This is a genomic window from Nocardiopsis sp. M1B1 (assembly GCF_052466615.1).
Genome location: NZ_CP196194.1, coordinates 5,317,093 through 5,339,143 on the forward strand (window position 1 = coordinate 5,317,093; position 22,051 = coordinate 5,339,143).

At 72.7% G+C, this 22,051-nt stretch carries 17 protein-coding genes; 10 read left to right on the forward strand and 7 right to left on the reverse strand.

What is annotated here, in order from left to right; genetic code table 11:
* Nucleotides 1-4 precede the first annotated feature (4 nt).
* The 3 genes from nusA to ACSTA4_RS23050 all read right to left on the reverse strand — a co-directional run bounded on the left by nusA (nucleotide 5) and on the right by ACSTA4_RS23050 (nucleotide 3,355).
* On the reverse strand, nucleotides 5-1,018 hold the full coding sequence (gene nusA, locus ACSTA4_RS23040) for a transcription termination factor NusA (RefSeq protein ID WP_013154601.1): 1,014 nt from the start codon (nucleotides 1,016-1,018) through the stop codon (nucleotides 5-7).
* 24 nt (nucleotides 1,019-1,042) lie between these two features.
* Nucleotides 1,043-1,525, reverse strand: coding sequence for a ribosome maturation factor RimP (gene rimP, locus ACSTA4_RS23045; RefSeq protein WP_248771755.1), 483 nt, complete (start codon nucleotides 1,523-1,525; stop codon nucleotides 1,043-1,045).
* 219 nt (nucleotides 1,526-1,744) lie between these two features.
* Complete coding sequence (locus ACSTA4_RS23050; RefSeq protein WP_444960988.1) at nucleotides 1,745-3,355, reverse strand: IS200/IS605 family accessory protein TnpB-related protein; 1,611 nt, start codon at nucleotides 3,353-3,355, stop codon at nucleotides 1,745-1,747.
* Between the two features lie 381 nt (nucleotides 3,356-3,736).
* On the opposite strand from ACSTA4_RS23050, the gene ACSTA4_RS23055 reads away from it, so the two are divergent.
* Nucleotides 3,737-4,240 (forward strand): hypothetical protein, encoded by a 504-nt coding sequence (locus ACSTA4_RS23055; RefSeq protein ID WP_444960989.1) that lies wholly within the window; start codon nucleotides 3,737-3,739, stop codon nucleotides 4,238-4,240.
* A gap of 35 nt (nucleotides 4,241-4,275) precedes the next feature.
* Nucleotides 4,276-4,728, forward strand: coding sequence for a ferritin-like domain-containing protein (locus ACSTA4_RS23060; RefSeq protein ID WP_444960990.1), 453 nt, complete (start codon nucleotides 4,276-4,278; stop codon nucleotides 4,726-4,728).
* 123 nt (nucleotides 4,729-4,851) lie between these two features.
* Here the strand turns inward: ACSTA4_RS23060 and ACSTA4_RS23065 are convergent, their stop codons facing one another.
* The gene (locus ACSTA4_RS23065; RefSeq protein ID WP_212644305.1) at nucleotides 4,852-6,588 is read right to left on the reverse strand and encodes a proline--tRNA ligase; all 1,737 of its coding nucleotides are present in this window, start codon (nucleotides 6,586-6,588) and stop codon (nucleotides 4,852-4,854) included.
* Between the two features lie 162 nt (nucleotides 6,589-6,750).
* Between ACSTA4_RS23065 and ACSTA4_RS23070 the strand changes: the two genes are divergently transcribed.
* The 6 genes from ACSTA4_RS23070 (at nucleotide 6,751) to ACSTA4_RS23095 (ending at nucleotide 12,843) form a co-directional block, all read left to right on the forward strand.
* Nucleotides 6,751-7,620 carry a spermidine synthase gene (locus ACSTA4_RS23070; protein WP_444960991.1) on the forward strand — a complete coding sequence of 290 codons (870 nt, stop codon included), beginning with the start codon at nucleotides 6,751-6,753 and terminating at the stop codon, nucleotides 7,618-7,620.
* A gap of 96 nt (nucleotides 7,621-7,716) precedes the next feature.
* Nucleotides 7,717-8,928: a sensor histidine kinase gene (locus ACSTA4_RS23075; RefSeq protein WP_444960992.1), complete on the forward strand. Its 1,212-nt coding sequence runs from the start codon at nucleotides 7,717-7,719 to the stop codon at nucleotides 8,926-8,928.
* A complete protein-coding gene (locus tag ACSTA4_RS23080) occupies nucleotides 8,925-9,593 on the forward strand; it encodes a response regulator (protein WP_444960993.1) in 669 nt (222 codons plus the stop codon). Before ACSTA4_RS23075 ends, ACSTA4_RS23080 begins: the two co-directional genes overlap by 4 nt.
* Before the next feature lie 202 nt (nucleotides 9,594-9,795).
* Nucleotides 9,796-11,064 (forward strand): cytochrome ubiquinol oxidase subunit I, encoded by a 1,269-nt coding sequence (locus tag ACSTA4_RS23085; RefSeq protein ID WP_444960994.1) that lies wholly within the window; start codon nucleotides 9,796-9,798, stop codon nucleotides 11,062-11,064.
* Between the two features lie 19 nt (nucleotides 11,065-11,083).
* Complete coding sequence (locus ACSTA4_RS23090) at nucleotides 11,084-12,007, forward strand: cytochrome d ubiquinol oxidase subunit II (protein ID WP_444960995.1); 924 nt, start codon at nucleotides 11,084-11,086, stop codon at nucleotides 12,005-12,007.
* Between the two features lie 494 nt (nucleotides 12,008-12,501).
* Nucleotides 12,502-12,843, forward strand: a complete 342-nt coding sequence (locus tag ACSTA4_RS23095; RefSeq protein ID WP_444960996.1) for a hypothetical protein — start codon at nucleotides 12,502-12,504, stop codon at nucleotides 12,841-12,843.
* A gap of 833 nt (nucleotides 12,844-13,676) precedes the next feature.
* On the opposite strand, the gene ACSTA4_RS23100 is transcribed toward ACSTA4_RS23095, so the two are convergent.
* The 3 genes from ACSTA4_RS23100 to ACSTA4_RS23110 all read right to left on the reverse strand — a co-directional run bounded on the left by ACSTA4_RS23100 (nucleotide 13,677) and on the right by ACSTA4_RS23110 (nucleotide 17,229).
* Nucleotides 13,677-13,946 carry a DUF6406 domain-containing protein gene (locus ACSTA4_RS23100; protein ID WP_444960997.1) on the reverse strand — a complete coding sequence of 90 codons (270 nt, stop codon included), beginning with the start codon at nucleotides 13,944-13,946 and terminating at the stop codon, nucleotides 13,677-13,679.
* A gap of 179 nt (nucleotides 13,947-14,125) precedes the next feature.
* Nucleotides 14,126-16,495, reverse strand: a complete 2,370-nt coding sequence (gene secA2, locus ACSTA4_RS23105; protein ID WP_444960998.1) for an accessory Sec system translocase SecA2 — start codon at nucleotides 16,493-16,495, stop codon at nucleotides 14,126-14,128.
* A gap of 119 nt (nucleotides 16,496-16,614) precedes the next feature.
* Complete coding sequence (locus ACSTA4_RS23110) at nucleotides 16,615-17,229, reverse strand: GTP-binding protein (protein ID WP_444960999.1); 615 nt, start codon at nucleotides 17,227-17,229, stop codon at nucleotides 16,615-16,617.
* Between the two features lie 774 nt (nucleotides 17,230-18,003).
* On the opposite strand from ACSTA4_RS23110, the gene hisS reads away from it, so the two are divergent.
* Nucleotides 18,004-19,338 (forward strand): histidine--tRNA ligase, encoded by a 1,335-nt coding sequence (gene hisS, locus ACSTA4_RS23115; RefSeq protein WP_444961000.1) that lies wholly within the window; start codon nucleotides 18,004-18,006, stop codon nucleotides 19,336-19,338.
* Nucleotides 19,339-19,509: 171 nt separating this feature from the next.
* Entirely contained in the window at nucleotides 19,510-21,966 is a 2,457-nt protein-coding gene (locus ACSTA4_RS23120; RefSeq protein WP_444961001.1) for an ATP-binding protein, read from the forward strand.
* Nucleotides 21,967-22,051: the final 85 nt, after the last annotated feature.

The following is a 22,051-nucleotide window of genomic DNA, read 5'->3' on the forward strand; positions in this document are numbered from 1 at the left end:
CCGATCAGCCCGTCGCGGCGGTGTCGTCGCCCTCGGCGGCGCCCTCCCGTTCCGGCTCACCGGCGGGCTCGGCGTCGGAGCGGATGTCGATGCGCCAGCCGGTCAGACGCGCGGCCAGACGGGCGTTCTGACCCTCCTTGCCGATCGCGAGGGACTGCTGGTAGTCGGGCACGATCACGCGGGCGACACGGGAGGCCATGTCGAGGATCTCCACGGAGTTGACCCGTGCCGGGGACAGGGCGTTGGCGACGAACACGGCCGGGTCCTCGGAGTAGTCGACGATGTCGATCTTCTCCCCGTGGAGTTCGGCCATGACGTTGCGGACACGGCTGCCGAGCGGGCCGATGCAGGCGCCCTTGGCGTTGACCCCGCCGCGGTTGGAGTGGACGGCCATCTTGGTGCGGTGGCCCGCCTCCCGGGCGATCGCCGCGATCTCGACGGTGCCGTCGGCGATCTCGGGGACCTCCAGCTCGAAGAGCTTGCGCACCAGGTTGGGGTGCGTGCGCGAGAGGGTGACCGAGGGGCCGCGGTGGCCCTTGCGGACCTGCACGACGTAGGCGCGCAGGCGCTCGCCGTGGGTGTAGGTCTCGGTGGGCACCTGCTCCTGCGGGGGCAGGACCGCCTCGATCTTGCCGAGGTCCACCAGCACGTTGCGGGGGTCCTTGCCCTGCTGGATGATACCGGAGACGATGTCGTGCTCGCGTCCGGCGAACTCGCCCAGGGTCAGCTCGTCCTCGGCGTCGCGCAGACGCTGGAGAATGACCTGCTTGGCGGTGGAGGTCGCGATGCGGCCGAACCCGGTGGGGGTGCCGTCGAACTCGCCGACGGACTCGCCGTCCTCGTCGGTCTCGGCCACCCACACGGTCACGTGGCCGGTGGAGCGGTTGAGCTCGACGCGGGCCCGCTTCTCGGGGCCCTCCTCGCGGTGGTAGGCGATCAGAAGCGCGTCCTCGATGGCCTTGGCCACGAGTTCGACGGAGATGTCCTTCTCGCGTTCCAGGCTGCGCAGAACGCTCATGTCAATGTCCACGGGGCTCCCCCTCTAGTCCGCCGCGTCGGTGTCGGCATCGTGGCGGAATTCCACCTGGACCCTGCCCTTGCCGAGTTCGGCGTGGGTGAAGGTGCGGGGCTGGCCCTCGACGTCCAGGGTGACCCCGTCGTCGTCGGCGCCGGTGACGCGCCCGGTGACCTTGCCGCCCTCGGCGAGGGTGGCGATCACCAGGCGGCCTCGGGAGCGGCGCCAGTGCCTCGGCTCGGTCAGCGGGCGGTCCACCCCGGGTGAGGTGACCTCCAGGACGTAGGGCTGCGCGCCCATGACGTCGGAGGAGTCCAGCAGGGTGTTCACCTCCTGGCTGACCTCGCCGACCGTGTCCAGGTCGACCCCGTTGTCGGAGTCCACGACCACCCGCAGCACCCGTCGCTTGCCGGCCGGTGTGAGTTCGACGGCCTCCAGGTCCAGTCCGGCCTCGGCCAGTACCGGCTCCAGCAGCTCGGCGATGCGCTCCTCGCGCGCCTGCGCTCCCATGTGGTCCTGCTCCTCCAACGGCGAAGATCCCGCCCGCGCGGCCGTCGGGCCGGTGTACGGGGCGGTCCAGCTCTGTACGTAGTCTTCGACTTCAGCGGCCCGCCCCCTGGTGCGGGGACGCGGGCCGACCGCGCGTCGCGTGCGACGGCGGTTATGCCGCAAGAGTATCCACACCCGGAACCGTTCCTGAACAGTGAAGCAGGAGTGACCCCCGGGGGGTCACTTCGGCACTGCACCCGTCCCGAACGGTGCTGGATGGGCTGGGTCACCGCGTTCCTGCCCCGTCCGGCCACGCGCATCGCGTGCGCGCTCCGTGACGGGTGGGCGGTTTCCCTCACGCCCACGACTCCCCGGTGCGGCCTGGAGGGTCCGATGCTCCACACCATCACCCTGGTGGTGTGGGGGCGGTGCCGTCCGTCGCCGGACCGGGTGGCCCTGGGCGCGCCGCCCGACCGCGATGCTGGCCGCATCGTGCCGGGAGACCTTCCTGGTTGTGGTGGTCAGGGGTTGTTGCCAGTGTTGGGCACCCCACCGGGAGGTGTATGCGGGGTCCACGGCGATGACCGATACCCCCAGGGTGTGGGCCATCGAGGTCAGCCGGGACCGCAGCCGTGCGGTGGGGAAACCACTGATCAACTGCCGGAACTTCTTACGCCGTCCGTGCTTTTCCCGGGTCTTCTCGCGGGTGAAGTCCAGGTCCTCCACGGCGATGGCCCGCACACCGTGTGTGGTGGCCCAGCGCAGCAGTCGGGACAGGGCGTGGCGTACCTGCGCGTCCCGGTGGGAGGCGCTGCCGGACAACTCGAAGGTGAACCGGTGTGGGTTCCCGATCGGGTTGCCGTGGGTGTCGAGTCGCCAGGCGGCCAGGTGGTCGGCGTTGGCGTCCACCCCCACCACCCCATGGGCCAGCGCCGCCTCCCACGGCACCTGCGGGGCGGGGGTGGGGGTCCAGGACGCGCTCACGTACCACCGGACCCGGCCCGCGTCCAGGTGGATGCGGTAGGCCACCGCCCCGTCGGCCTCGACCCGATCAGCCCACTCCGTGCCCCGGTGGGCGAAGGCCACTCGACCCGAGAGCACGTACCGACCACGGGGCGCGTTGGCCAGGTGCGCCAACGGGGCGGGCAGCCGGATACTGACCTGCCCGCCAGGGGTGATGCGGATGGTTTCGTTGCCGTAGCGTTTGCCGGACTCACCATCAGTTTGGAGGAAGAAGCGTGCGGCCTCCCACCGGGACCGCCACCCGGCCTCGGTCAGCTGTGCCCGCTCCAGGTGGTGGCGGGTGTGCAGCAACCGCTTGCCGCCACGCACCACCCGTACACGGCCCTCCTCCCAACCGGCCACCGCCACCGCATAGCGATGCTCCAGGGCGGCCAGGCGTCGGGACTTGGCGTGCCACTCCCTGCGACAGGAGTACCCGCCCGGCGCGCCCCGGGTGCCCGGGGTTCCCAGAGGTTGGGAGAGCCGGTGACGCAGGGTGTCGATCCCCGTTTGGAGGCGGTGCAGGTGGGCGGCCTGGCTGCGGCGGGCCAGCGCCCACTGCTCGTTCGAGGCCCTGGTGATCGTCCCCGCCCACCGCGACGAGGATTCAGGGGTCAGTTCCCGTTTGCGGGCGGCCCAGGCGTCCTTGTCGTGGTTGGTGCCGTGCGCGCATCGGGCGGCCAGGTCCGTGGAAGCCAAGGACCCCAGGTGCGCGCCCACCGCCCGCAGCACCGCCTCGTCCTCAGGGGTGAGGCCCTTGAGCCGATCACGCACACTCACACCGGTTGGTGCGGGGGCCAGGAACGGGTCGGCGATCGACCGCAACCGCCGCATGCCGGTACCCGCCATCCCTTCCCACCTCCCGATACCTGCCGGTTTCGTCACTGTGTTCGATACGACCGTAGCCAGGACCGGGGGCGCTTGTCCGGAGAATCAGCGAACTCCTCGGACGGACTTTCACCGGCGGACCGTCCACCGGGGTGGGGACACACACCACACACCGCTTTCCGGCAGCAGTAGAGGCTCACTCCTGTGCCCTCGTGTGTGCTTGAGTGGCTTCCCGATCCAACAGCTGACACCCCCCAGGTCGCCGTCGGTGGCCGGGGCGCGTCGGCGCGTGGCCCCCGGGACGCGTCCGAGCGGCGGCGTCCCCCGCGCGGTACGGGACGTGGAAGGATGGGGGCCGGGGGGCCGCCGCGGGCGGCCCGCACCGCACGAGAGGAAGAGCGCGTGGGGATCGGCCGTGTCAGCCGTCGCACGGTGCTGGGCGCGACGGCCGCTGTGGGCGCCGTGGGCCTGGCCGGGTGCGGCGGTACCGAGTGGTACCCCTCCGACGTGACGCCGGACGTGTACGTGCTGCGCGCGGTGGTCCGGGAGAAGGAGCGGATGGTCGCGCGCTACGAGGCCGCGGTCGCCGGGGGGACGGGACCGGCGGAACTGCTGGAGCGGTTCCTGGAACACCACCTGTCCCACCTGGACGCGCTGCTGGACTCCCTGCCCGAGGACGCCCCCTCCCCCTCCGCCGGGCCGTCCGGCGAACCCTCCTCCCCCGAGGAGGCCCCCGTTCCGGAGACCGCGCCGGACACCGCGGCGCTGCACGTGCTGGAGGCCGCGGCGACCGGCGCCCGGCTGGACCAGGCGGGCGCCGTCACCGACTCCGCGCTGGCGCAGCTGATCAGCGCGATCGGCGCGTGCGAGGCGGGGCACGCCCACCTGCTGGCCCAGGAGCCGTGACGGCGCACACCCCCAGACGGAAGGCAGGTAGCAAGGTGAGCGAGAGCCCCGCGTCCGCAGGCGAGGAGACGGACGCCGGCCCCCGGGCGCTGGCCGAGGCGCTGCGCGCCGAACACGCGGCCGTGTACGGGTACGAGTTCATCGGCGGGGCCGCCGAGGACGAGGACCGGCGCGACCGCGCGGGAAGCACCGCCCACGAGCACAAGGCGCTGCGGGACGCGCTGCACGCGGCGGCCGTGGAGCGGGGCGTGGACCCCCCGCCCGCGCTGGCCTCCTACCCGGTCGCCGACGAGTACGGCGACGAGGCCGTCGACGCCTACGCCGCGGGGTTGGAGCAGGCCGCCGCGCGCGCCCACCTGTGGCTGACCGCCTCGCGGGACACCGACCTGCGGGTGACCGGCGCACGGGCGCTCCAGGAGACGACCGTGCGCCTGCTGGAGTGGGGCGGGGCGCTGGACGCCCTGCCCGGTTTCGACGAGGCCGGTTAACCCGCACGCAGCCCGCACGGACGGGCACGGCGGCGGCCAGGGAAGCACCCGCGTCAGTCCGTGTACGGGCGGGGGGGAGGGTCCGCGGTCTCCCCGCGGGCCCTCCCCCCTCCCGTTCACCCGCTACGCGCGGCAGGCGGCGACGGCGCGGTCCACGATCTCGGCCAGGGCGACCTCCTCGCGGTCGCCGGTGGCGCGGTCGCGCAGTTCCACCAGGCCGTCCTTGAGGCCGCGGCCGACGATGACGCCGGTGGGGATGCCCAGGAGTTCGGCGTCGGTGAACTTGACTCCGGGCGAGACGCCCTTGCGGTCATCCACGAGGACGCGCAGGCCCCTGGCCTCCAGTTCCCGGGCGATCCGCAGCGCCTCCTCGACCTGCTCGCCCTTGCCCGTGCCGACCACGTGCACGTCGGCGGGAGCCACCTCGCGCGGCCAGACGACGCCCTTGTCGTCGTGGGACTGCTCGACGACCGCGGCGACGGCGCGCGAGACACCGATGCCGTAGGAGCCCATGGTGATCCGCCGGGGCTTGCCGTCGGGGCCCAGGGCGTCCACCTGGAAGGCGTCGGTGTACTTGCGGCCCAGCTGGAAGATGTGGCCGATCTCGATGCCGCGCGCGGTGTACAGGGTTCCCCTGCCGTCGGGCGAGGGGTCGCCGTCGCGCACCTCGGCGACGTCGATGGTGCCGTCCGGGACGAAGTCCCGGCCCGCGACCAGGTCGACGACGTGGTGGTCGGCCTCGTCCGCGCCGGTCACCCAGGCGGTGCCGGTGACCACCCGGGGGTCGACCAGGTAGCGGACCTTGTTGTCCAGCAGCGCGCGGGGGCCGATGTAGCCCTTGACCAGGAAGGGGTTGGCCGCGAAGTCGGCCTCCTCCAGCAGGGCGACCTCGGCGGGCTCCAGCGCCGCCTCCAGACGCTTGAAGTCCACCTCGCGGTCGCCGGGCAGGCCGACGGCCAGCAGCTCCCATTCCTTCGCGCCGGGCACGCGGGTCTTGACCAGGACGTTCTTGAGGGTGTCGGCCTCGGTGAAGTCGCGGCCCAGCCCGGCGCCGTTGAGGAAGTCCACCAGGGTCTGGATGGTGGCGGTGTCCGGGGTGTGGTGGACCGCGGCCTCGGGCAGCCCCTCGACCGGGAGCGCCTCGGGGGCCGGGACGGCCACGGCCTCGACGTTGGCGGCGTAGTCGGACTCCGTGCTGCGCACGAAGGTGTCCTCGCCGGTCGGGGCGACGGCCAGGAACTCCTCCGAGGCCGATCCGCCCATGGCGCCCGAGGTGGCCGACACGATCACGTACTCCAGGCCCAGCCGGTCGAAGACGCGGATGTAGGCGGCGCGGTGGTCGGCGTAGGACGCGCGCAGGCCCTCGTCGTCGATGTCGAAGGAGTAGGAGTCCTTCATGTGGAACTCGCGTCCGCGCAGCACGCCCGCGCGGGGACGCGCCTCGTCGCGGAACTTCTCCTGGATCTGGTACAGGGTGACCGGGAAGTCCTTGTAGGAGGAGTACTCACCCTTGACCAGGAGCGTGAACAGCTCCTCGTGGGTGGGGCCGAGCAGGTAGTCGGCGCCCTTGCGGTCCTTGAGGCGGAACAGGGTGTCGCCGTACTCCTCCCAGCGCCCGGTGGCCTCGTAGTACTCGCGGGGCAGCAGCGCGGGCAGGAGCACCTCCTGGGCGCCGATGGCGTCCATCTCCTCGCGCACGATCCGGGAGACGTTCTCCAGGACGATCTTGCCCAGGGGCAACCAGGTGTAGACCCCGGGCGCGGCCCGGCGCACGAACCCGCCGCGGACGAGCAGCTTGTGGCTCGGCACCTCGGCGTCCGCCGGGTCCTCACGCAGGGTGCGCAGGAACAGGGTCGACATCCGCAGTAGCACGGCCACTCCTCGTGGGATAAGCGAAGGAATTTGCAATGCCAAGAAAAACCTTGGCGGCTCAAAAAAACCTGGGTTCCCCAGGCTAGCGCGACCACGGACACGCTCGCTCGGGCCTGTGCGTAGTCTTGGGGCCGACGAACGGAGGCGGACGTGGGCAGACGCGGCGCGCGGGGGGAAGCGGCGCACGGCGGGAACGGCGAGGACGCCGTGGACGGCGGGAACCCGGGCACGGAGCTGCTCGCCGACGCCGACCGCTCCGACTCGTGGTTCCTGGTCGTGGACGGTACGCCCCAGTCCCACGTGGACCTGGCCGATCCCTCCTACCTGGACTTCTCCTACGTGCGCCGCATGGCGCACGCGGCCGACCTCGTGGCGCCGCCGGAGGAGGCCGTGGACGCCCTGCACCTGGGCGCGGGCGCGCTGACGCTGGCACGCTACGTGGCGCACACCCGTCCCGGTTCCCGGCAGCGCGCGGTGGACGTGGACGCGCCCCTGGTCGAGATGGTGCGCAGGCGGCTGCCCTGGGACCGCAGGGCGCAGTTGCGCGTGGGCATCGGCGACGCCCGGGAGTGGATCGCCGCCCGGCACACCGACAGCGCGGACCTGGTGGTCAGCGACGTGTTCGCGGGTGCGCGCACCCCGGCCCGGCTGACGTCGGCGGAGTTCTACGCCGAGCTGGCGCGCGTCCTGCGGCCGACCGGGATGCTGGTGGTCAACATCGGCGACGGCGGGGGTCTGGCCCACACCCGGAGCCAGGTGGCGACCGCGCGCACGGCGCTGCCGCACACGGCGCTGTCGGCCTCGCCGGGCGTGCTGCGCGGGCGGCGGTTCGGCAACCTGGTCCTGACGGCCTCGCACAGCCCCCTGCCGGTGGAGGAGCTGGGCCGCCGCGCGCACCGGGATCCGGAGATGGCCCGCCTCCTGGAGGGCGAGGAGCTGGACCGCTTCGTCTCGGGCCGGTCCCCCGTGCGTGACGCCGACGCCGTCGACTCCCCGGCTCCGCCGGACGACGTCTTCTAGTCGGCCGCGGACTACTCCCCGGGGAGTAGTCCGACGCCGGAAAACCCTCCTCCGGGGTGACGGCTTCCCCGAGGGGTCCCCCGTACTGTCGGGGTTGTGGCAGCACTACTCCTCCGACCCGCGCGCACCGACGTCTGGCTCGCGCTCGGCCTACTCGCCGTCTCCATGGGCAGCACGGCTCTGGTCAGCGCGCTCCAGCGGGCGGTGGGGGCGGTCGACCCCTGGCCGTGGGGCCACGCGCTGATCCTGGTCGCCTGCCTGGCCGCCCTGTGGCGCACCGCCTACCCGCGCACGGTCGGGCTGGTGTCGGTCGTCGCCTCCACCGTGTACTACCCCCTGGGCTTTCCCGACGGCATGGTCATGCTGTGCACCGCCGTCATGCTCTACACCCTGGTGCGCCGGGGGTACCGCGTGTTCGGCTGGACGCTGGGCGTGGGCCAGTTCGTGGCGGTCAACGGCTACGAGTTCCTCATGACGGGGACCTTCCGGCCCGAGGCGGTCGGCATCGTCGGCTGGGTGCTCGTCCTGCTGTGCACGGGCGAGGTCGTGCGCTGGCGGCAGGAGTACCTGCGGGCCGACCGCGAGCGCGAGGCCGAGTCCCTGCGCACCCGGGAGGAGGAGCTGCTGCGCCGGGCCTCCGAGGAGCGCGTCCGGCTGGCCCGGGACGTGCACGACACGGTGGCGCACAACATCTCCCTCATCAACGTGCAGGCGGGCACGGCCCTGTACCTGATGGAGACCGAGCCGCAGCGGGCCGCGGAGGCCCTGGCCACCATCAAGCGGACCAGCAAGGACACCCTGACCGAGCTGCGCGGCATGCTCGGCGTGCTGCGAGCCGTGGACGAGGCCGCGCCGAGGTCGCCGGTCCCCGGGCTGGACCGCCTGGAGGAGCTGGCCGAAGGCACCCGCAGCGCGGGCGTCGACGTGACCGTGGAGGTCGGCGGTGTGCCCGGGCACCTGCCCGTGAGCACCGAGTCGGCCGCCTACCGCACGGTCCAGGAGGCGCTGACGAACGTGGTCCGCCACTCCGGGGCCTCCTCGGCGCGGGTGCGCATCGAGCACCGCGCGTCCTCGCTGGTCGTGGAGGTCACCGACGACGGCGCGGGGACCGTCGGGCCGCCGGTCCCGGGCAACGGCATCACCGGGATGCGCGAACGCGCCGCCCTGGTGGGCGGCACGGTGGACGCGGGCCCCCTCCGGGAGGGAGGATTCCGGGTGCGCGCCCGGCTCCCGCTCGACGGCGCCGGACCGGACCGCCGGACACCGGCCGTCCCCTCCCCCGACACCGAGGAAACGAGGCCCCGTTGATCCGGGTACTGCTCGCCGACGACCAGGCGCTGGTACGCGCCGGGTTCCGCGCGCTGCTGGACAGCGCCCCCGACATCGGGGTGGTCGCCGAGGCCGCCGACGGCGAGGAGGCCGCCCGGCTGACCCGCGCCGAACGCCCGGACGTGGTCCTCATGGACATCCGCATGCCCGGTGTGGACGGCCTGGCCACCGCCGGGCGCATCCTGGCCGACCCCGCCCTGGAGGCGACGCGGGTCGTCATCCTCACCACGTTCGGCCTGGACGAGTACATCTTCGAGGCGCTGCGCGCGGGCGCCAGCGGGTTCCTGGTCAAGGACACCGAACCAGGGGACCTGCTGCGGGCGGTGCGGGTGGTGCACGGCGGCGAGGCGCTGCTGTCGCCGGGGATCACCCGGCGGCTGATCGCCGACTACGCGCGCCGCCCGCCGAGCGCTCCCGACCCCTCGGTCCGGCTGAACGGGCTCACCGAGCGCGAACGCGAGGTGGTTTCCCTGGTCGGCGGCGGCCTGTCCAACGAGGAGATCGCCGCCCACCTCGTGCTCAGCCCGGCCACCGCCAAGACCCACGTGAGCCGGGCCATGGTCAAGCTGGGGGTGCGCGACCGCGCCCAGCTGGTCGTCATCGCCTACGAGACCGCCCTGGTCACCCCGAAGTGGAGCCGGTGAGGAAGGGCCGCGTGCGCCCGGGAGCGTCCCCGGGGTCCTCCCGGGGCCGTCTCGGGGTCGTCCCCTACGCCCCCGGGAGTACCCGCGCCGCCGCTCCTACCCTCGGAGGGGGCGGCGAGGAGCCCCCGCCGGGACGATGCGCCCGCCCCTGCCGCAGTCGGATGCTTGGCCGCGTTCCCACCGCCGAACGCGAGGCCCGACGATGTTCGAAGACCCCCTCCTGCTGGCGCGGCTCCAGTTCGCGCTGACCGCCGCCACCCACTACGTGTTCGTGGCCCTGACCCTCGGGCTGGCCCCCTACCTCCTCACCACACAGCTGGTCGCCACCCTGCGCGGCGACCGCTCCCGGATGACCGCCGTACGGTTCTGGGGCGGCCTGTACCTGGTCAACTACGGGATGGGTGTCCTGTCCGGGCTGGTGATGGAACTCCAGCTCGCGCTGAACTGGAGCGGCCTGCACGGGATGTTCGGCTACACCTTCGCCGCTCCCCTGGCGCTGGAGACGATGACCGCGTTCTTCGTCGAGTCCACGTTCCTGGGGCTGTGGATCTTCGGGTGGGACCGCATGGGCCGGTGGGCGCACCTGGCCTGCTTCGCCGTGGTCACCGCGACGGCGTACGCCTCGGCGTGGTGGGTGCTGGTCTCCAACGGCTTCCTGCGCAACCCCGTGGGCTTCGAGATGGTCGACGGGGTGGCGCACCTGACCGACCCCGTCGCGCTGATGACCAACCCGGCGGCCGTGCTGGCCTTCGGCCACATCGTCACCGGGGCCCTGCTGGTCGGAGCCCTGGTCGTGGCCGCGACCAGCGCCCACCACCTCGTCCGGCGCGACGACGCGCACGGCGTCTTCCGGCGCGGAATCCGCTACGCGGCGCTGGTCCTGTGCGTCGTGCCGGTACCCGTGGCGGCCTTCGGCGGGGTGCAGTTCGGGCTGTTCGGCCAGGATCCGCCCACGAGCGGGCTGACCTACACCGCCGAGGAGATCGCGGCGATCGAGGCGGCGAACCCGGGCGGTCCCCTCCTGGACGCGGCCAACACGGCCGGCGACCTGGTGATGATGACGTCGTGGGCGCTGATGTTCTCCCTGGGCCCGCTGATGCTGCTGGCCTGGCCCCTCGGCGGACTCGACCGCTGGAGGTGGTTCCTCGCTCCGCTGGTGGTGACGCCGTTCCTGCCCTACCTGGCCAGCGTCGGCGGCTGGGTGTTCCGTGAGACCAACCGCCAGCCGTGGACGGTCGTGCACCACCTGACCACGGCCGACGCGGTGACCCCCCTGTCCCCGGCCGCGGCCTCGGCCTCCTTCGGTTTCTTCACCGTCGCCTTCGCGGCCCTGGCCGCCGTCACCTGCTGGCTCCTGGTGCGCTACGCGCGGCGCGGCCCCGGGGGCGGTCCGCTGGCCGAGCCGCGTACACGGCCGCCCGAGGACCCCGCGGAGCCCGGTGGGCACGCCGCACCCGTCCACACGTACTGAGCCCGGAAGGCCGCAAGCCATGGACCTCCTCTCCTCCGCACTCCTCGCCCTCCTCGTCGTGGGCTACCTCGTCCTGGCCGGTGCCGACATCGGCCTGGGCATGCTGATGCCGCGCCTGGCTCGCGGCTCCGGGCAGCGCCGCCGCGTGGTCGCCGCCGTCGCCCCCTACTTCCTGGCCTCGGAGGTGTGGCTGGTCGCCGCGGTCGGGGTCCTGGCGGGCCTGTTCCCCGCCCTGGAGCACCACGTGGTCGCCGAACTGTGGCCCGTGCTCGCCGTCCTGCTGGCCGGGTGGCTGGTCCGCGACGCGGGGCTGTGGCTGCGCGCCCGCGTGGACGGCGACCGCTGGCGGCTGGCCTGCGACTGCGCGCTCGTCGGGGGCAGTTGGGCCCTGGCCGCCTCGTGGGGCCTGGTGGTGGCGGGTCTGCTCGCGGGCGGCCTCACCGCGAGCGCGTTCACGCCGCTGTGCGCGGTCGCCGTCACGGCGCTGTTCGCGTTGCGCGGCGCGGCCTTCGGGGCCGAGCGGCTGGTCGGTCCGACCGACTCCGAGAGCGCGGACGTGGCCGCCCGGGACACGCGCCCGCTCGCGCGCCTGGCCCTGGGGACGGTGGCGCTGGCGGCGGTGGCGGCGGCGCTGCCCGGCGGTCCGGTCCTGTCCCCCGGGCCCGCGGCCGCGCTGGCCGCGGTACTGCTGGCGGCCCTGGCGGCGACGAGCGGCCTGGCGGGTCCGATGCTGTCGCGGCACACGTCGGCGGTGGCGATCGCCGTCCCCGGTCTGCTCGTGGCACTGGCCGTACCGGAGCTGCCCTGGGCGCCGATCCCCTCCACGACCGCGGTGTTCGTGTGGGCGACCCTCGTTCCCGTAATTCCGGTCATGTTCGTCGGTCAGGTTTGGCTCTACCGAATGACACGCCGCCCGGCGGTCGCGCCGACCTTCTTCGCTTGACCCCGGTCGGGCCTCCGCACAGGTCAGTGCGCCCCGCGAAAGCCGCGGGGCGCACCCGGGCCCGGCGGCTCCGTCACCCGCCCCGGTTGGCGGCCGCGGCGAACGGGCACGGTCTCCTGCGGGAAACGCGCCCGTGACGCCCCCTCCCACCAGGGGAGGCTCCGGCGTGATCGCGCACGGGCGCTGTCGATCCCCTTGGAGGGACTGTGACCCACCGGACGACCACGACCCCCGACCTGCGCGGGTGCAGCTGCGGTTCGGGCTGCGGCTGCGGCTGTCAGAGCGGCGGCTCCTGCAACTGCGGCGGAGGCTGCGGCTGACCCCTCGTCCAACCAGAACCCGTCTCCCCTTCCGGCGGGCCGTCCCTCCCCCGGGCGGCCCGCCGCCCCCTTCTTTCCCCGCCCCGCCCCCGCGTGTCGCGACAAGGAGCAATGCTGGGTATACGCTGTGTTACCACGTGAGGCTGCGTATCCACGTGGTGGGGGAGATCAGCGATGTCGCCGTTCACCAGACCAGCGTCGGGGAGGGGCCACCCCTCCGAGCACGCGAGAGTGCTCCAGTGCGTTCTGGGCATCCGGGAGCGCTCGGCGCGTGCGGTCCCCTGGGAGCCGGACACGGTCGGCATCCCGTCCTCGGGCCGCTCCAGCGCCCTGGCCCGGATCAACGACGTCGCCTTCTACGCGAACGCGCGCGAGGAGGTGTCCGCCCTGGCCGGGATCTGCGTGGACCTGCTGCACCTGCACGCCCCCGACGAGGAGGACGGGGACCGCTGCCGGGGGTGCCGCCTGGCCTGGCCGTGCCCCACCTTCGGCGAACTCTGCCGCCTGCTCTCCTAGCGGCCGAGCGAGGGCGGCCGACGGGGAACGGACGCCGTCCGCCGGAGTCGGGGCGCGATCCGACTTCGACGGACGACCGTCCTCGCCTGCCGTCCGCTGACGCCCCGCGGTCGAGCCGCCGGACGCCCTCACCGGGGCAGGCACCTCCAGAGACTAATACTGAAACGCGTTCTACCGCAAGACCCGGGTCCACGGATCTCACCATGGGAACCGGGGCGTCTAGGCCCTCAGCGCCGAATGGAACAGGATCTACTCGACGCTCGGCGCAGAGGCCGGGAGGCGTCGGGACGGCGCACGTGCGGCGAAGGAGGCGCACACGCGCGGAGCGGGAGAACCGGGCCCCGCGCGCGACGCGCAGGTGGAGAGGACCTCCCCGCCTACGCGGGGCGGCCAGGCCCAGGGGCGGGGGACAGCCCCTGGGACCGGCCTTGGGGCGGCAGGGCGCAGCGGCCCGTGGACTCTCCGAGAGTGGGGGGACCCTCCCTGTGGCCGCTGCCGGGGCGCGCCTTGCTCCACAGACGTTAACGAGGAACCGGTAACGCGAACACCCTCCATCAGATAACCGGAACGTCTCGATTCGCGCTGGTGGGCGCGCCGCCCTCTTCCGTGACCTGCGCCGATGCCCGTTCTTCACCGGCACTTCGCCTCTGGAACCCCCGGCGTCCCACAGGCCACACAAGCCACAAAACCTCGCCGGCCGGCTCCCGAAAAGACGGGCGGCGGCGAAACCGGGGCGTCCGGCAATCCCCCTCCGGTAAAAGGTTGCAAGGGGTTGCGGTCCCCCGCCGGAAGAAGGAAAACGAAGACCCCGGGCACTCGCCCGGGGCCCGGAGTCAACTTATTCGCGTGGCCAGCAGATATGCGGAGGGAGTATCCGCGTCGACAATGTCGGTCACCCTCCACGCCTGTCCGCCGACGCTGAAGACGTCGCCCACCCGGACGTCGATCATGGGCGTGGGCCGCCACTCCTTCGGTCCGCCGATCTTGGCGACCGGGTGGCCGTCCTCATCCACCCAGAAACTGCCCCCGCCCACCGGACCGCCCGTGAATCGGTCGTTCCGTCCATAACTGATCTTCTCCTGCGCACCGACCTCGTGGACCACGGTGAATTTCGTCCCAACCGTCTCGGGTTCCGTTGAAAACGCAGCCATGTTAACCCGGACGGGGCAATTGGTGATGCCGTTTTCGGGCTTGTGGGGCGTTTCGAGCAGAGTAGCTGACAAAAGTAATGCGCGGGCCGGGACTTTGGTCCCGACCCGCGCATCCGTTCGCGGGGGAATGGTCAGCTCCCGCTCCCCCGGCCGCCCTTGAGCCTGCCCACCAGGGTCTCGAACGCGGAGCTGAACGGGTGGTCGTGCACCATGTACGTCCACGTCATCGACGGGCGCTTGACGCCCACCGAGCTCACGTCCAGCTCGCCGTCCACGACCTCCAGCTCCTCGAAGCTCTCGGCCGCCCGGGCGCGCGCGTCGTCCAAGAAGCCCTTGAAGACCGGCACCGCGTCGCGGTTGAACTCGTCCAGCGGATCGCGGCGGCCCAGGAAACGCAGGTGGATGCCCTCGCGCAGCTCCGACAGGAAGGCGTTGTGGTCGGTCCAGCCCCGGTCCAGGTGGTAGAGCGTGATGAGGCGGGCCGCACGGGCGACCTTCTCGTTCGCCTCCTCCTCGGCGTCGGCGCCGCTTCCGGCGTCCTCGGCGTCCCCCTCCGCCCCGGCTCCCCTCCCGGCGAGCTCCTCCAGCAGCTCCTCGTGCCGCTTCCCGCGGTCGGCCCTGATCTGCCGGTCGCCCTGGTCCCCGGTCAGGACCATCTCCCGGTGCTCCAGGACCACGTCGCGCTGCACGTCGATCAGCTGGTTGTACCGCCAGGTGTTGCGGTGCACCTCCAGCAGCTGGCCCTCGGACACGCGCTGCGCGTGGTCGACCATGCCCAGCCAGCCCTGGTCGGTGATCTCACCGTCGGAGGTGGTCTGGTAGCCCGTGGTCTCGGGGGCGTGGTTGACCACCAGGTCGTCGTCCATGCTGACGAAGAAGATGGAGTCACCCGGGTCGCCCTGGCGCCCGGCGCGGCCGCGCAGCTGCCCGTCCAGACGGCTGCTGGGGTAGCGGCCGAAGCCCATCACGTACAGGCCGCCCGTCTCCACCACCCGCTCGCGGTCGGCCATGTCGCTGCCGCCCAGGCGGATGTCGGTGCCGCGCCCGGCCATCTGGGTGGAGACGGTGATGGCGCCGTGGGTGCCCGCCTCCGCGATGATGGCGGCCTCGTCGGCGTCGTTCTTGGCGTTGAGGACCACGCACTCCAGCCCCGCCTCGCGCAGGCGCCCGGCCAACAGCTCGGACTCGGCCACGTCCTGGGTGCCGATGAGGATCGGCCGCCCGGACTTGTGGACCTCCTCCACCTTGGCGATGAGGGCGTCCTCCTTCTCCTCGCGCGTGGCGTACAGGCGCGAGCCGTGGTCCTCGCGGACGTTGGGCTTGTTGGAGGGGATGACCGCGACCTCCAGCTCGTAGAACTCGCGGAGCTGTTCGGCGACGGCCATCGCGGTACCGGTCATACCGGCGCGCGTGGGGTAGCGCAGGACGAGCGACTGCACGGTGATGGAGTCCAGCACCTCGCCGGTCTCGCTGAGCGCCACCTTCTCCTTGGCCTCGACCGCGGCCTGGAGGCCGTCCGGCCAGCGCTGGAGGAGGGCGATGCGCCCGCGCGACTCGTTGATGAGGCGGACCTCGCCGTCGCGCACCACGTAGTGGACGTCGCGCTGGAGCAGCACGTGCGCGTGCAGAGCCAGGTTGACCTGCGGCAGGACGGAGGTGTCGTCCTCGGAGTACAGGTCGACCCCGTCCAGCGCCTTCTCCACCGCGTCGATCCCGGCGTCGGTGAGCTGGACGTTGCGCCCCTCACCGTCGATCTCGTAGTGCAGGCGCGGCTTGAGCCCGCGCACGACGTCGGCCATCTCCACGTCGGCGTCCACGCTCTCCGCGGCCCCGGCCAGGACCAGCGGGACGCGGGCCTCGTCGACGAGCACCGAGTCGGCCTCGTCGATGATCGCCACGTGCGGCGGCGGCACGACCCGGTCGGCGATGTCGGTGACCATGCGGTCGCGCAGGACGTCGAAGCCCAGTTCGCTGACGGCCGCGTAGGTCACCTCGCAGGAGTAGGCGGCGCGCCGCTCCTGGGGGGTGGAGTCCTCGGTGATCCAGCCCACGGTGACGCCGAGCATGTCGTAGAGGGGGCGCATCCACTCGGCGTCGCGCCGGGCCAGGTAGTCGTTGACGCTGAGCAGGTGCACGCGCCGGCCGCGCAGGGCGAACCCGGCGGCGGCGAGGGCGCCCGCCAGCGTCTTGCCCTCACCCGTGGCCATCTCCGCGACGTGGCCGTCGAGCAGGGCCATGACGCCGAGGAGCTGCACGTCGAAGGGCCGCTCGTCGAGTGAGCGCCGGGCGGCCTCGCGGCCGACCGCGCACAGCGACACGAGGTCGTCGCGCTCGTAGGGGAGTTCGGCGTTGCCGAGTTCGATGGCCTTCTCCGTCAGCTCGGTGTCGCTGAGCTCACGCAGACCATCCTCCTCGGCCTCGATCGCCGACAGGAGCTTGGTATAGGGCCGCAGATCCACCGCACCGGGCTTACCCAGGAAGCGGCGAACGCCTTCCGCCATTCGTCCGAACACCACCACAGGGTAACGCCGGACACAACCGTTGAGAGAACCCCGGGCGCCCACATGTGCGGACGGTTGCGTCGAAACCGCCCCCGGTCCGCCACGGGGCGCCCGTCGGCTCAGGCGGGCTGGCGCTGGTGGCGCTGACGGGCCTCCACCGCCATGGCGTGCTTGACCAGGGTCACCAGGACCCGGACGACGGAGTTGCGGTCGCGGGCGTCGCAGTGCACGACGGGCACGTCCGGGGTCAGGTCCAGGGCGTCGCGCAGTTCCTCGGCGCTGTGGAGGTTCTCGGGGTCGAACTCGTTGACGGCGACGACGAAGGGCAGCCGGTACTGGCGCTCGAAGTAGTCCAGCGCCTGGAAGGTGTCCTCCAGGCGGCGGGTGTCGGCCAGGATCACGGCGCCCAGCGCGCCCCGGACCAGGTCGTCCCACATGAACCAGAAGCGCTGCTGGCCCGGGGTCCCGAACAGGAAGAGGGTCAGGTCGGTGTCCAGCGAGATGCGGCCGAAGTCCATCGCGACCGTGGTGCTCGTCTTGTCCGGGGTGTGGGAGAGGTCGTCCACGCCCGCGCTGGCGGCGGTGACCGCGGCCTCGGTGCGCACGGGCGGGATCTCCGAGACGGCGCCGACGAACGTGGTCTTGCCGACCCCGAACCCCCCGGCGACGATGATCTTGGTGGACAACGCGGTCGAGGCGTGGGCGTTGTTCGTGCTGTTGACTGGATCGATCACAGTTAGTCCTAGCGGAAGTGCCGGGCCAGCGGGACGGACGGCGCGCACGGTCCGGTCCTCGGGGTACGCGACCCATCGGGGTCGGTACCGACGCGGGAGGCACCGTTCCTGGAACCTAACACCGGATGGCCGGTGGGGAAGGCGTTTTGGCTCAGTGGTGCGGCACGCCACACCGGTCGGCTCGTGGGGTCCGCGGCTCCCGGGCAGAGGAGGAGTCGCGGGAGTGCGGTGGCCGTCGCGTGGCGGTGCGTCCTCCGCCCGAAACCGACCGTGAACAGGTAAGCACACACCTGTACCCCGGAAGGTCGACTTTACGACATTGTGAGCGGTCATTTTCGGCCGCTTTCGGCCGCGCCGATCCCTGTCCGGCGGGGTCCCCGGAGTCTACGGTGGAGGCAGGGCCCCCGCACCGGCAAGTGCGGTCGCGGAGAAGACTCCTGGCACGAGGACGCGACCATCCGCGGGAGCCCCGGCGGCGCCCCGGACACAGGCCACCCACCGACGTCCCGCTCTTCGACGTCGGCCCGGTCGACACTCCGGTCCGGCGCGCCAGCGCCCCACCGGCCCACAACCGTCCACGTGGGCCGGTGGTGGCCGAACCGCGGCGAGCGGTCGCGGCGGCGGGCAGTCCGTCGCGCCGCCCTCCCGACCGGGTTCCCCGTAGACTGGACCGGCCCTCCCCCCGCCCGACGAGCGAACCCGCGCGTGCGTACGCGCGGCGCGGCGCGGACGGGGCCAGCAAGCCGAGACGAAACTGTGAGCCGAGAACCCCACATGTCCGATCAGCGCGTCGTCCGCCCCACTCCCATCAGCGGTTTCCCCGAGTGGTCCCCTCAGGTCCGGGCCGTGGAGCAGCGCTGGCTGGACCATATCCGCGCCGGGTTCGAGTCCTTCGGCTTCGCGTCGGTGGAGACGCCGTCCGTGGAGAACCTCGACGTGCTGATGGCCAAGGGCGAGACCTCCCAGGAGGTCTACACCCTGCACCGCCTCCAGGCCGACGCCAAGGACGACTCCGACGCCAGGCTCGGGCTGCACTTCGACCTCACCGTGCCCTTCGCCCGGTACGTCGCCCAGCACTTCAACGAGCTGTCCTTCCCCTTCAAGCGCTACCAGATGCAGCGCGTGTGGCGGGGCGAGCGCCCCCAGGAGGGGCGCTTCCGCGAGTTCACCCAGTGCGACATCGACGTCATCAACGTCGACTCCGTCCCGCTGCACTTCGACGCCGAGCTGCCGCGCATCGTGCATCGGGTGCTCAGCGGGCTGGACCTGCCCGCCTGGACGCTCAACGTCAACAACCGCAAGGTCCTCCAGGGCTTCTACGAGGGCCTGGGCATCAAGGACCCGATCGCGGTCATCCGCGCCGTGGACAAGCTGCACAAGATCGGCGACGACGGCGTGCGCCGGATCCTGCTGGCCGACGGCCTGACCGGCGAGCAGGCCGACGCCTGCCTCGCGCTGGCCCGCGTCCGCGGCGCCGGGCCCGGCGTCGCCGAGCGGGTCCGCGGGCTCGGGGTCTCCTCCGAACTGCTCGACGAGGGGCTGGAGGAGCTCTCCTTCGTGCTGGAGGACCTGGCCGACCTGCCCGAGGGCAGCGTCGTGGCCGACCTGTCCATCGCCCGCGGCCTGGACTACTACACGGGCACGGTCTACGAGGCCTCCTTCGACGACGACCCCGGCTACGGGAGCATCTGCGCGGGCGGGCGCTACGACGACCTGGCCGGGCAGTTCATCCGCAGGCGGCTGCCGGGCGTGGGCATCTCCATCGGCCTCACCCGCATCTTCGCCAAGCTCGTCGCCGAGGGCCGGATCGAGGAGGGGCGCGCCTGCCCCACCGACGTGATGGTCGTGGTGCCCGGCGCCGAGCGCCGCAGGGAGGCCCTGCGCACCGGGGAGCTGCTGCGCGGGCGCGGGTTCAACACCGAGGTGTTCCACTCCACCGCCAAGGTCGGCAAGCAGATCCAGTACGCCGCCAAGAAGGGCATCCCCTTCGTGTGGTTCCCGCCGTTCGGCGAGGACGGCGGCCACGAGGTCAAGGACATGGGGTCGGGGGAGCAGGGTCCGGCCGACCCCGCCACCTGGGCTCCGAAGGGCCCGGAAAGCGCGGAGTAACCGCTCCATAGCACCTTCCGGTCCGGCGTGGGCGGTTTCTGTCCGCTCATGCCGGAACCGGCCATTCGGAGGACAACCGGGGGTGGCGGGTGCGACACTGGGGACGGCGTTCCCCGCGCCGCCCCCGCAGCGGCGGCGCGGGCCGATTTCGGTGTCCTAGTAATCGAGGCCATGTCTCCTCCCCGCCACAACCTGCCCCTGTCCGCCGGCGAGTTCATCAGCTTCGTCGGACGCGAGCGCGACATCGTCGACCTGGGCCGCCTCCTGGGCACCGCCCGGATGGTCACGCTGACCGGTACCGGCGGTATCGGCAAGACGCGCCTGGCACTGCACCTGGCCGAGCGCGTCATGCGCCGGTTCCCCGACGGCGTGCGCTTCGTCGACCTGAGCGAGGCCTCCACCCACGACCAGGCGCTGCGCGCGGTCGCGGGCAGCCTCCAGGCGGTGCAGGACGACTCGCGCACCATGACGGACGCCGTCATCACCTCGCTGCGCACCCGCAACCTGCTGCTGCTCCTGGACACCTGCGAGCACGCCGTGGGGCCGATGGCGCAGCTGTGCCAGGCCGTGCTGCGCGACTGCCCCCGGGTGCGCATCCTGGTGACCAGCCGCCAGCCCCTGCACGTTCCCGAGGAGAACATCTGGCGGGTGCCGCCGCTGTCCCTGCCCGCGCGGCCCACACCCACCGACCCCTACGCGGCCGACCCCGCGCCCATCCCCCGGCGCGACACCCAGCGCTACGAGTCGGTGCGCCTGTTCGTCACCCGCGCGCACGCCGCACGCGCCGGGTTCGAGATGACCAGGGAGAACTCCGGTTACATCGCGGAGATCTGCCGGATGCTGGACGGCATGCCGTTGGCGATCGAGCTGGCCGCCGCACGGGTGCGGGTGCTGTCGGTGCAGCAGATCCTGCGCCGCCTGGACGACCGGTTCCAGCTGCTGACCAGCGACGGGTCCGAGGACCTGCCGCCGCGCCAGCGGACGCTGCGCGCGGTCCTGGAGTGGAGCCACGACCTGCTCACCGAGCCGGAGCGGCTCCTGCTGCACCGGTTGTCGGTGTTCTCCACCTGGTACCTGGAGGCCGCGGAGGACGTCTGCTCGGGTGAGGGGGTCGACCCCGCCGACATCCTGCCGCTGCACTTCTCCCTGCTGGACAAGTCGCTGGTGGTGATGGACGCCGAGGTGGACGGCACCACCCACTACCGGCTGACCGAGACGGTGCGCGCCTACGCCGCCGAGCACCTGGCCGACAGCGGCGGCGAGGACGACCGCTGGGAACGCTACCTGCGCTTCTGCGTCGCCCGTCTGGAGGAGTGGGCCAAGAGCTGCTGCGCGCCGATGCCGTGGGGCGAGCGCCTGGGGCACCTGCGGCTGCTCGACCACCACCGGGAGAACCACGCCCGCGTGGTGGACTGGGCGCTCTCGCGCGGGCGCGTGGACGAGGCCCTGCGGGTGTGCGTGGCTCTGCGCCCCTACTGGATCGTGCGCGACCTGGCCGCCGAGGGCAGCCGCCTCCTGGAGCGGGCGCTGGCCACCGACCCCGACGCGCAGTCCCCGCACCTGCGGGCGCGCGCCCTGGCCCTGCACGCCGAGCTGCGGCTGGACCTGGACGCGGCGCCGCGCGTGTCCACCCTGGCCCTGTGCGCCCTGGAGGCGGCGCGGGCCTGCCGCGAGGCGGGAGCGGCCGCCTCCGCGCTGGCCACCCTGGCGGCGCTGTGCCTGCGCACCGGGACGCTGGACGAGGGGCAGGAGCACGCCGAGCGAGCCGGGGTGTGGGCCTCCCAGGTCAGCGACCCCATCACCGAGGCGGCCACGCTGGACGTGCTGGCCCAGCTGGCCCGCCGCCGCGGCGAGGCCGAACGGGCCACGGCCCTCCTGGAGCACAGCGTCGCGGTGGCCGACAACCTCGGCGACCGCTGGAGCGCGGCCCGCGCCCTGCACGGACTGGGCTCGATCGCCGCCGAGCGCGGCGACTTCGCGCGGGCGCGGGAGCTGTTCTCCGACGCCCTGTCGGTCTTCGGAGAACTGGAGGCCGCCCCGGCCACCGCGCACTGCGCCCGGGAACTGGGCCGTCTGTACCTGGCAGAGGGCGAGACTCTGCTCGCCCGGGAGCCCCTGGCGACGTGCCTGCGGGTGAGCTTCACCTCCGGACGCAGGCTCGCGGTGGCCCGTGCCCTGGAGGCGCTGGCGGAACTGGCCCTGGCCGAGGAGGAGGCCGAGCGGGCCGCCGCCCTGGTGGGGGTGGCCGCCGACCTGAGGGCGGCGCTGGACCGCCCCTCGGCCGAGACCCTGCGGCTGCGGTCGGCGGCGGAGCGGCGCGTGGGCGCCACGCGCACCGCCGAGGCGTGGAACGCGTGGCGCCCCCTGCCGCTGGAGCAGGTGCTCGACCGCGCACTGGCCTTCCCCCGGCCCCAGACCTCGGGGCCCTCGGGCCCGGATTCGCTGACCCCCCGGGAGAGGGAGGTGGCCGAACTGGCCGAACAGGGCCTGTCCAACCGCGAGATCGCCGAGCGGCTGACCATCAGCCACGCGACGGCGGCCCGCCACATCGCGAACATCTTCAGAAAACTCTCGATTTCCTCGAGGACGCAGTTGACCGGCTGGGCCGTCCCGGGTGACGGTGGCTGACACGGCCCCGGTCGGGGGGACCCACTTGCACAGTGCGCGTGCACCCGCTAAGACAGGAACTCCGGGTACCAGAGCCCACACCGAC

Coding starts and splice junctions, on each gene's coding strand:
- ACSTA4_RS23095 (WP_444960996.1), top strand. CDS start 12,502: ATGTCGCCGTTCACCAGACCAGCGTCGGGGAGGGGCCACCCCTCCGAG.
- secA2 (WP_444960998.1), bottom strand. CDS start 16,495: ATGGCGGAAGGCGTTCGCCGCTTCCTGGGTAAGCCCGGTGCGGTGGAT.
- rimP (WP_248771755.1), bottom strand. CDS start 1,525: ATGGGAGCGCAGGCGCGCGAGGAGCGCATCGCCGAGCTGCTGGAGCCG.
- ACSTA4_RS23065 (WP_212644305.1), bottom strand. CDS start 6,588: ATGTCGACCCTGTTCCTGCGCACCCTGCGTGAGGACCCGGCGGACGCC.
- nusA (WP_013154601.1), bottom strand. CDS start 1,018: ATGAGCGTTCTGCGCAGCCTGGAACGCGAGAAGGACATCTCCGTCGAA.
- ACSTA4_RS23050 (WP_444960988.1), bottom strand. CDS start 3,355: ATGGCGGGTACCGGCATGCGGCGGTTGCGGTCGATCGCCGACCCGTTC.
- ACSTA4_RS23090 (WP_444960995.1), top strand. CDS start 11,084: ATGGACCTCCTCTCCTCCGCACTCCTCGCCCTCCTCGTCGTGGGCTAC.
- ACSTA4_RS23120 (WP_444961001.1), top strand. CDS start 19,510: ATGTCTCCTCCCCGCCACAACCTGCCCCTGTCCGCCGGCGAGTTCATC.
- ACSTA4_RS23085 (WP_444960994.1), top strand. CDS start 9,796: ATGTTCGAAGACCCCCTCCTGCTGGCGCGGCTCCAGTTCGCGCTGACC.
- hisS (WP_444961000.1), top strand. CDS start 18,004: ATGTCCGATCAGCGCGTCGTCCGCCCCACTCCCATCAGCGGTTTCCCC.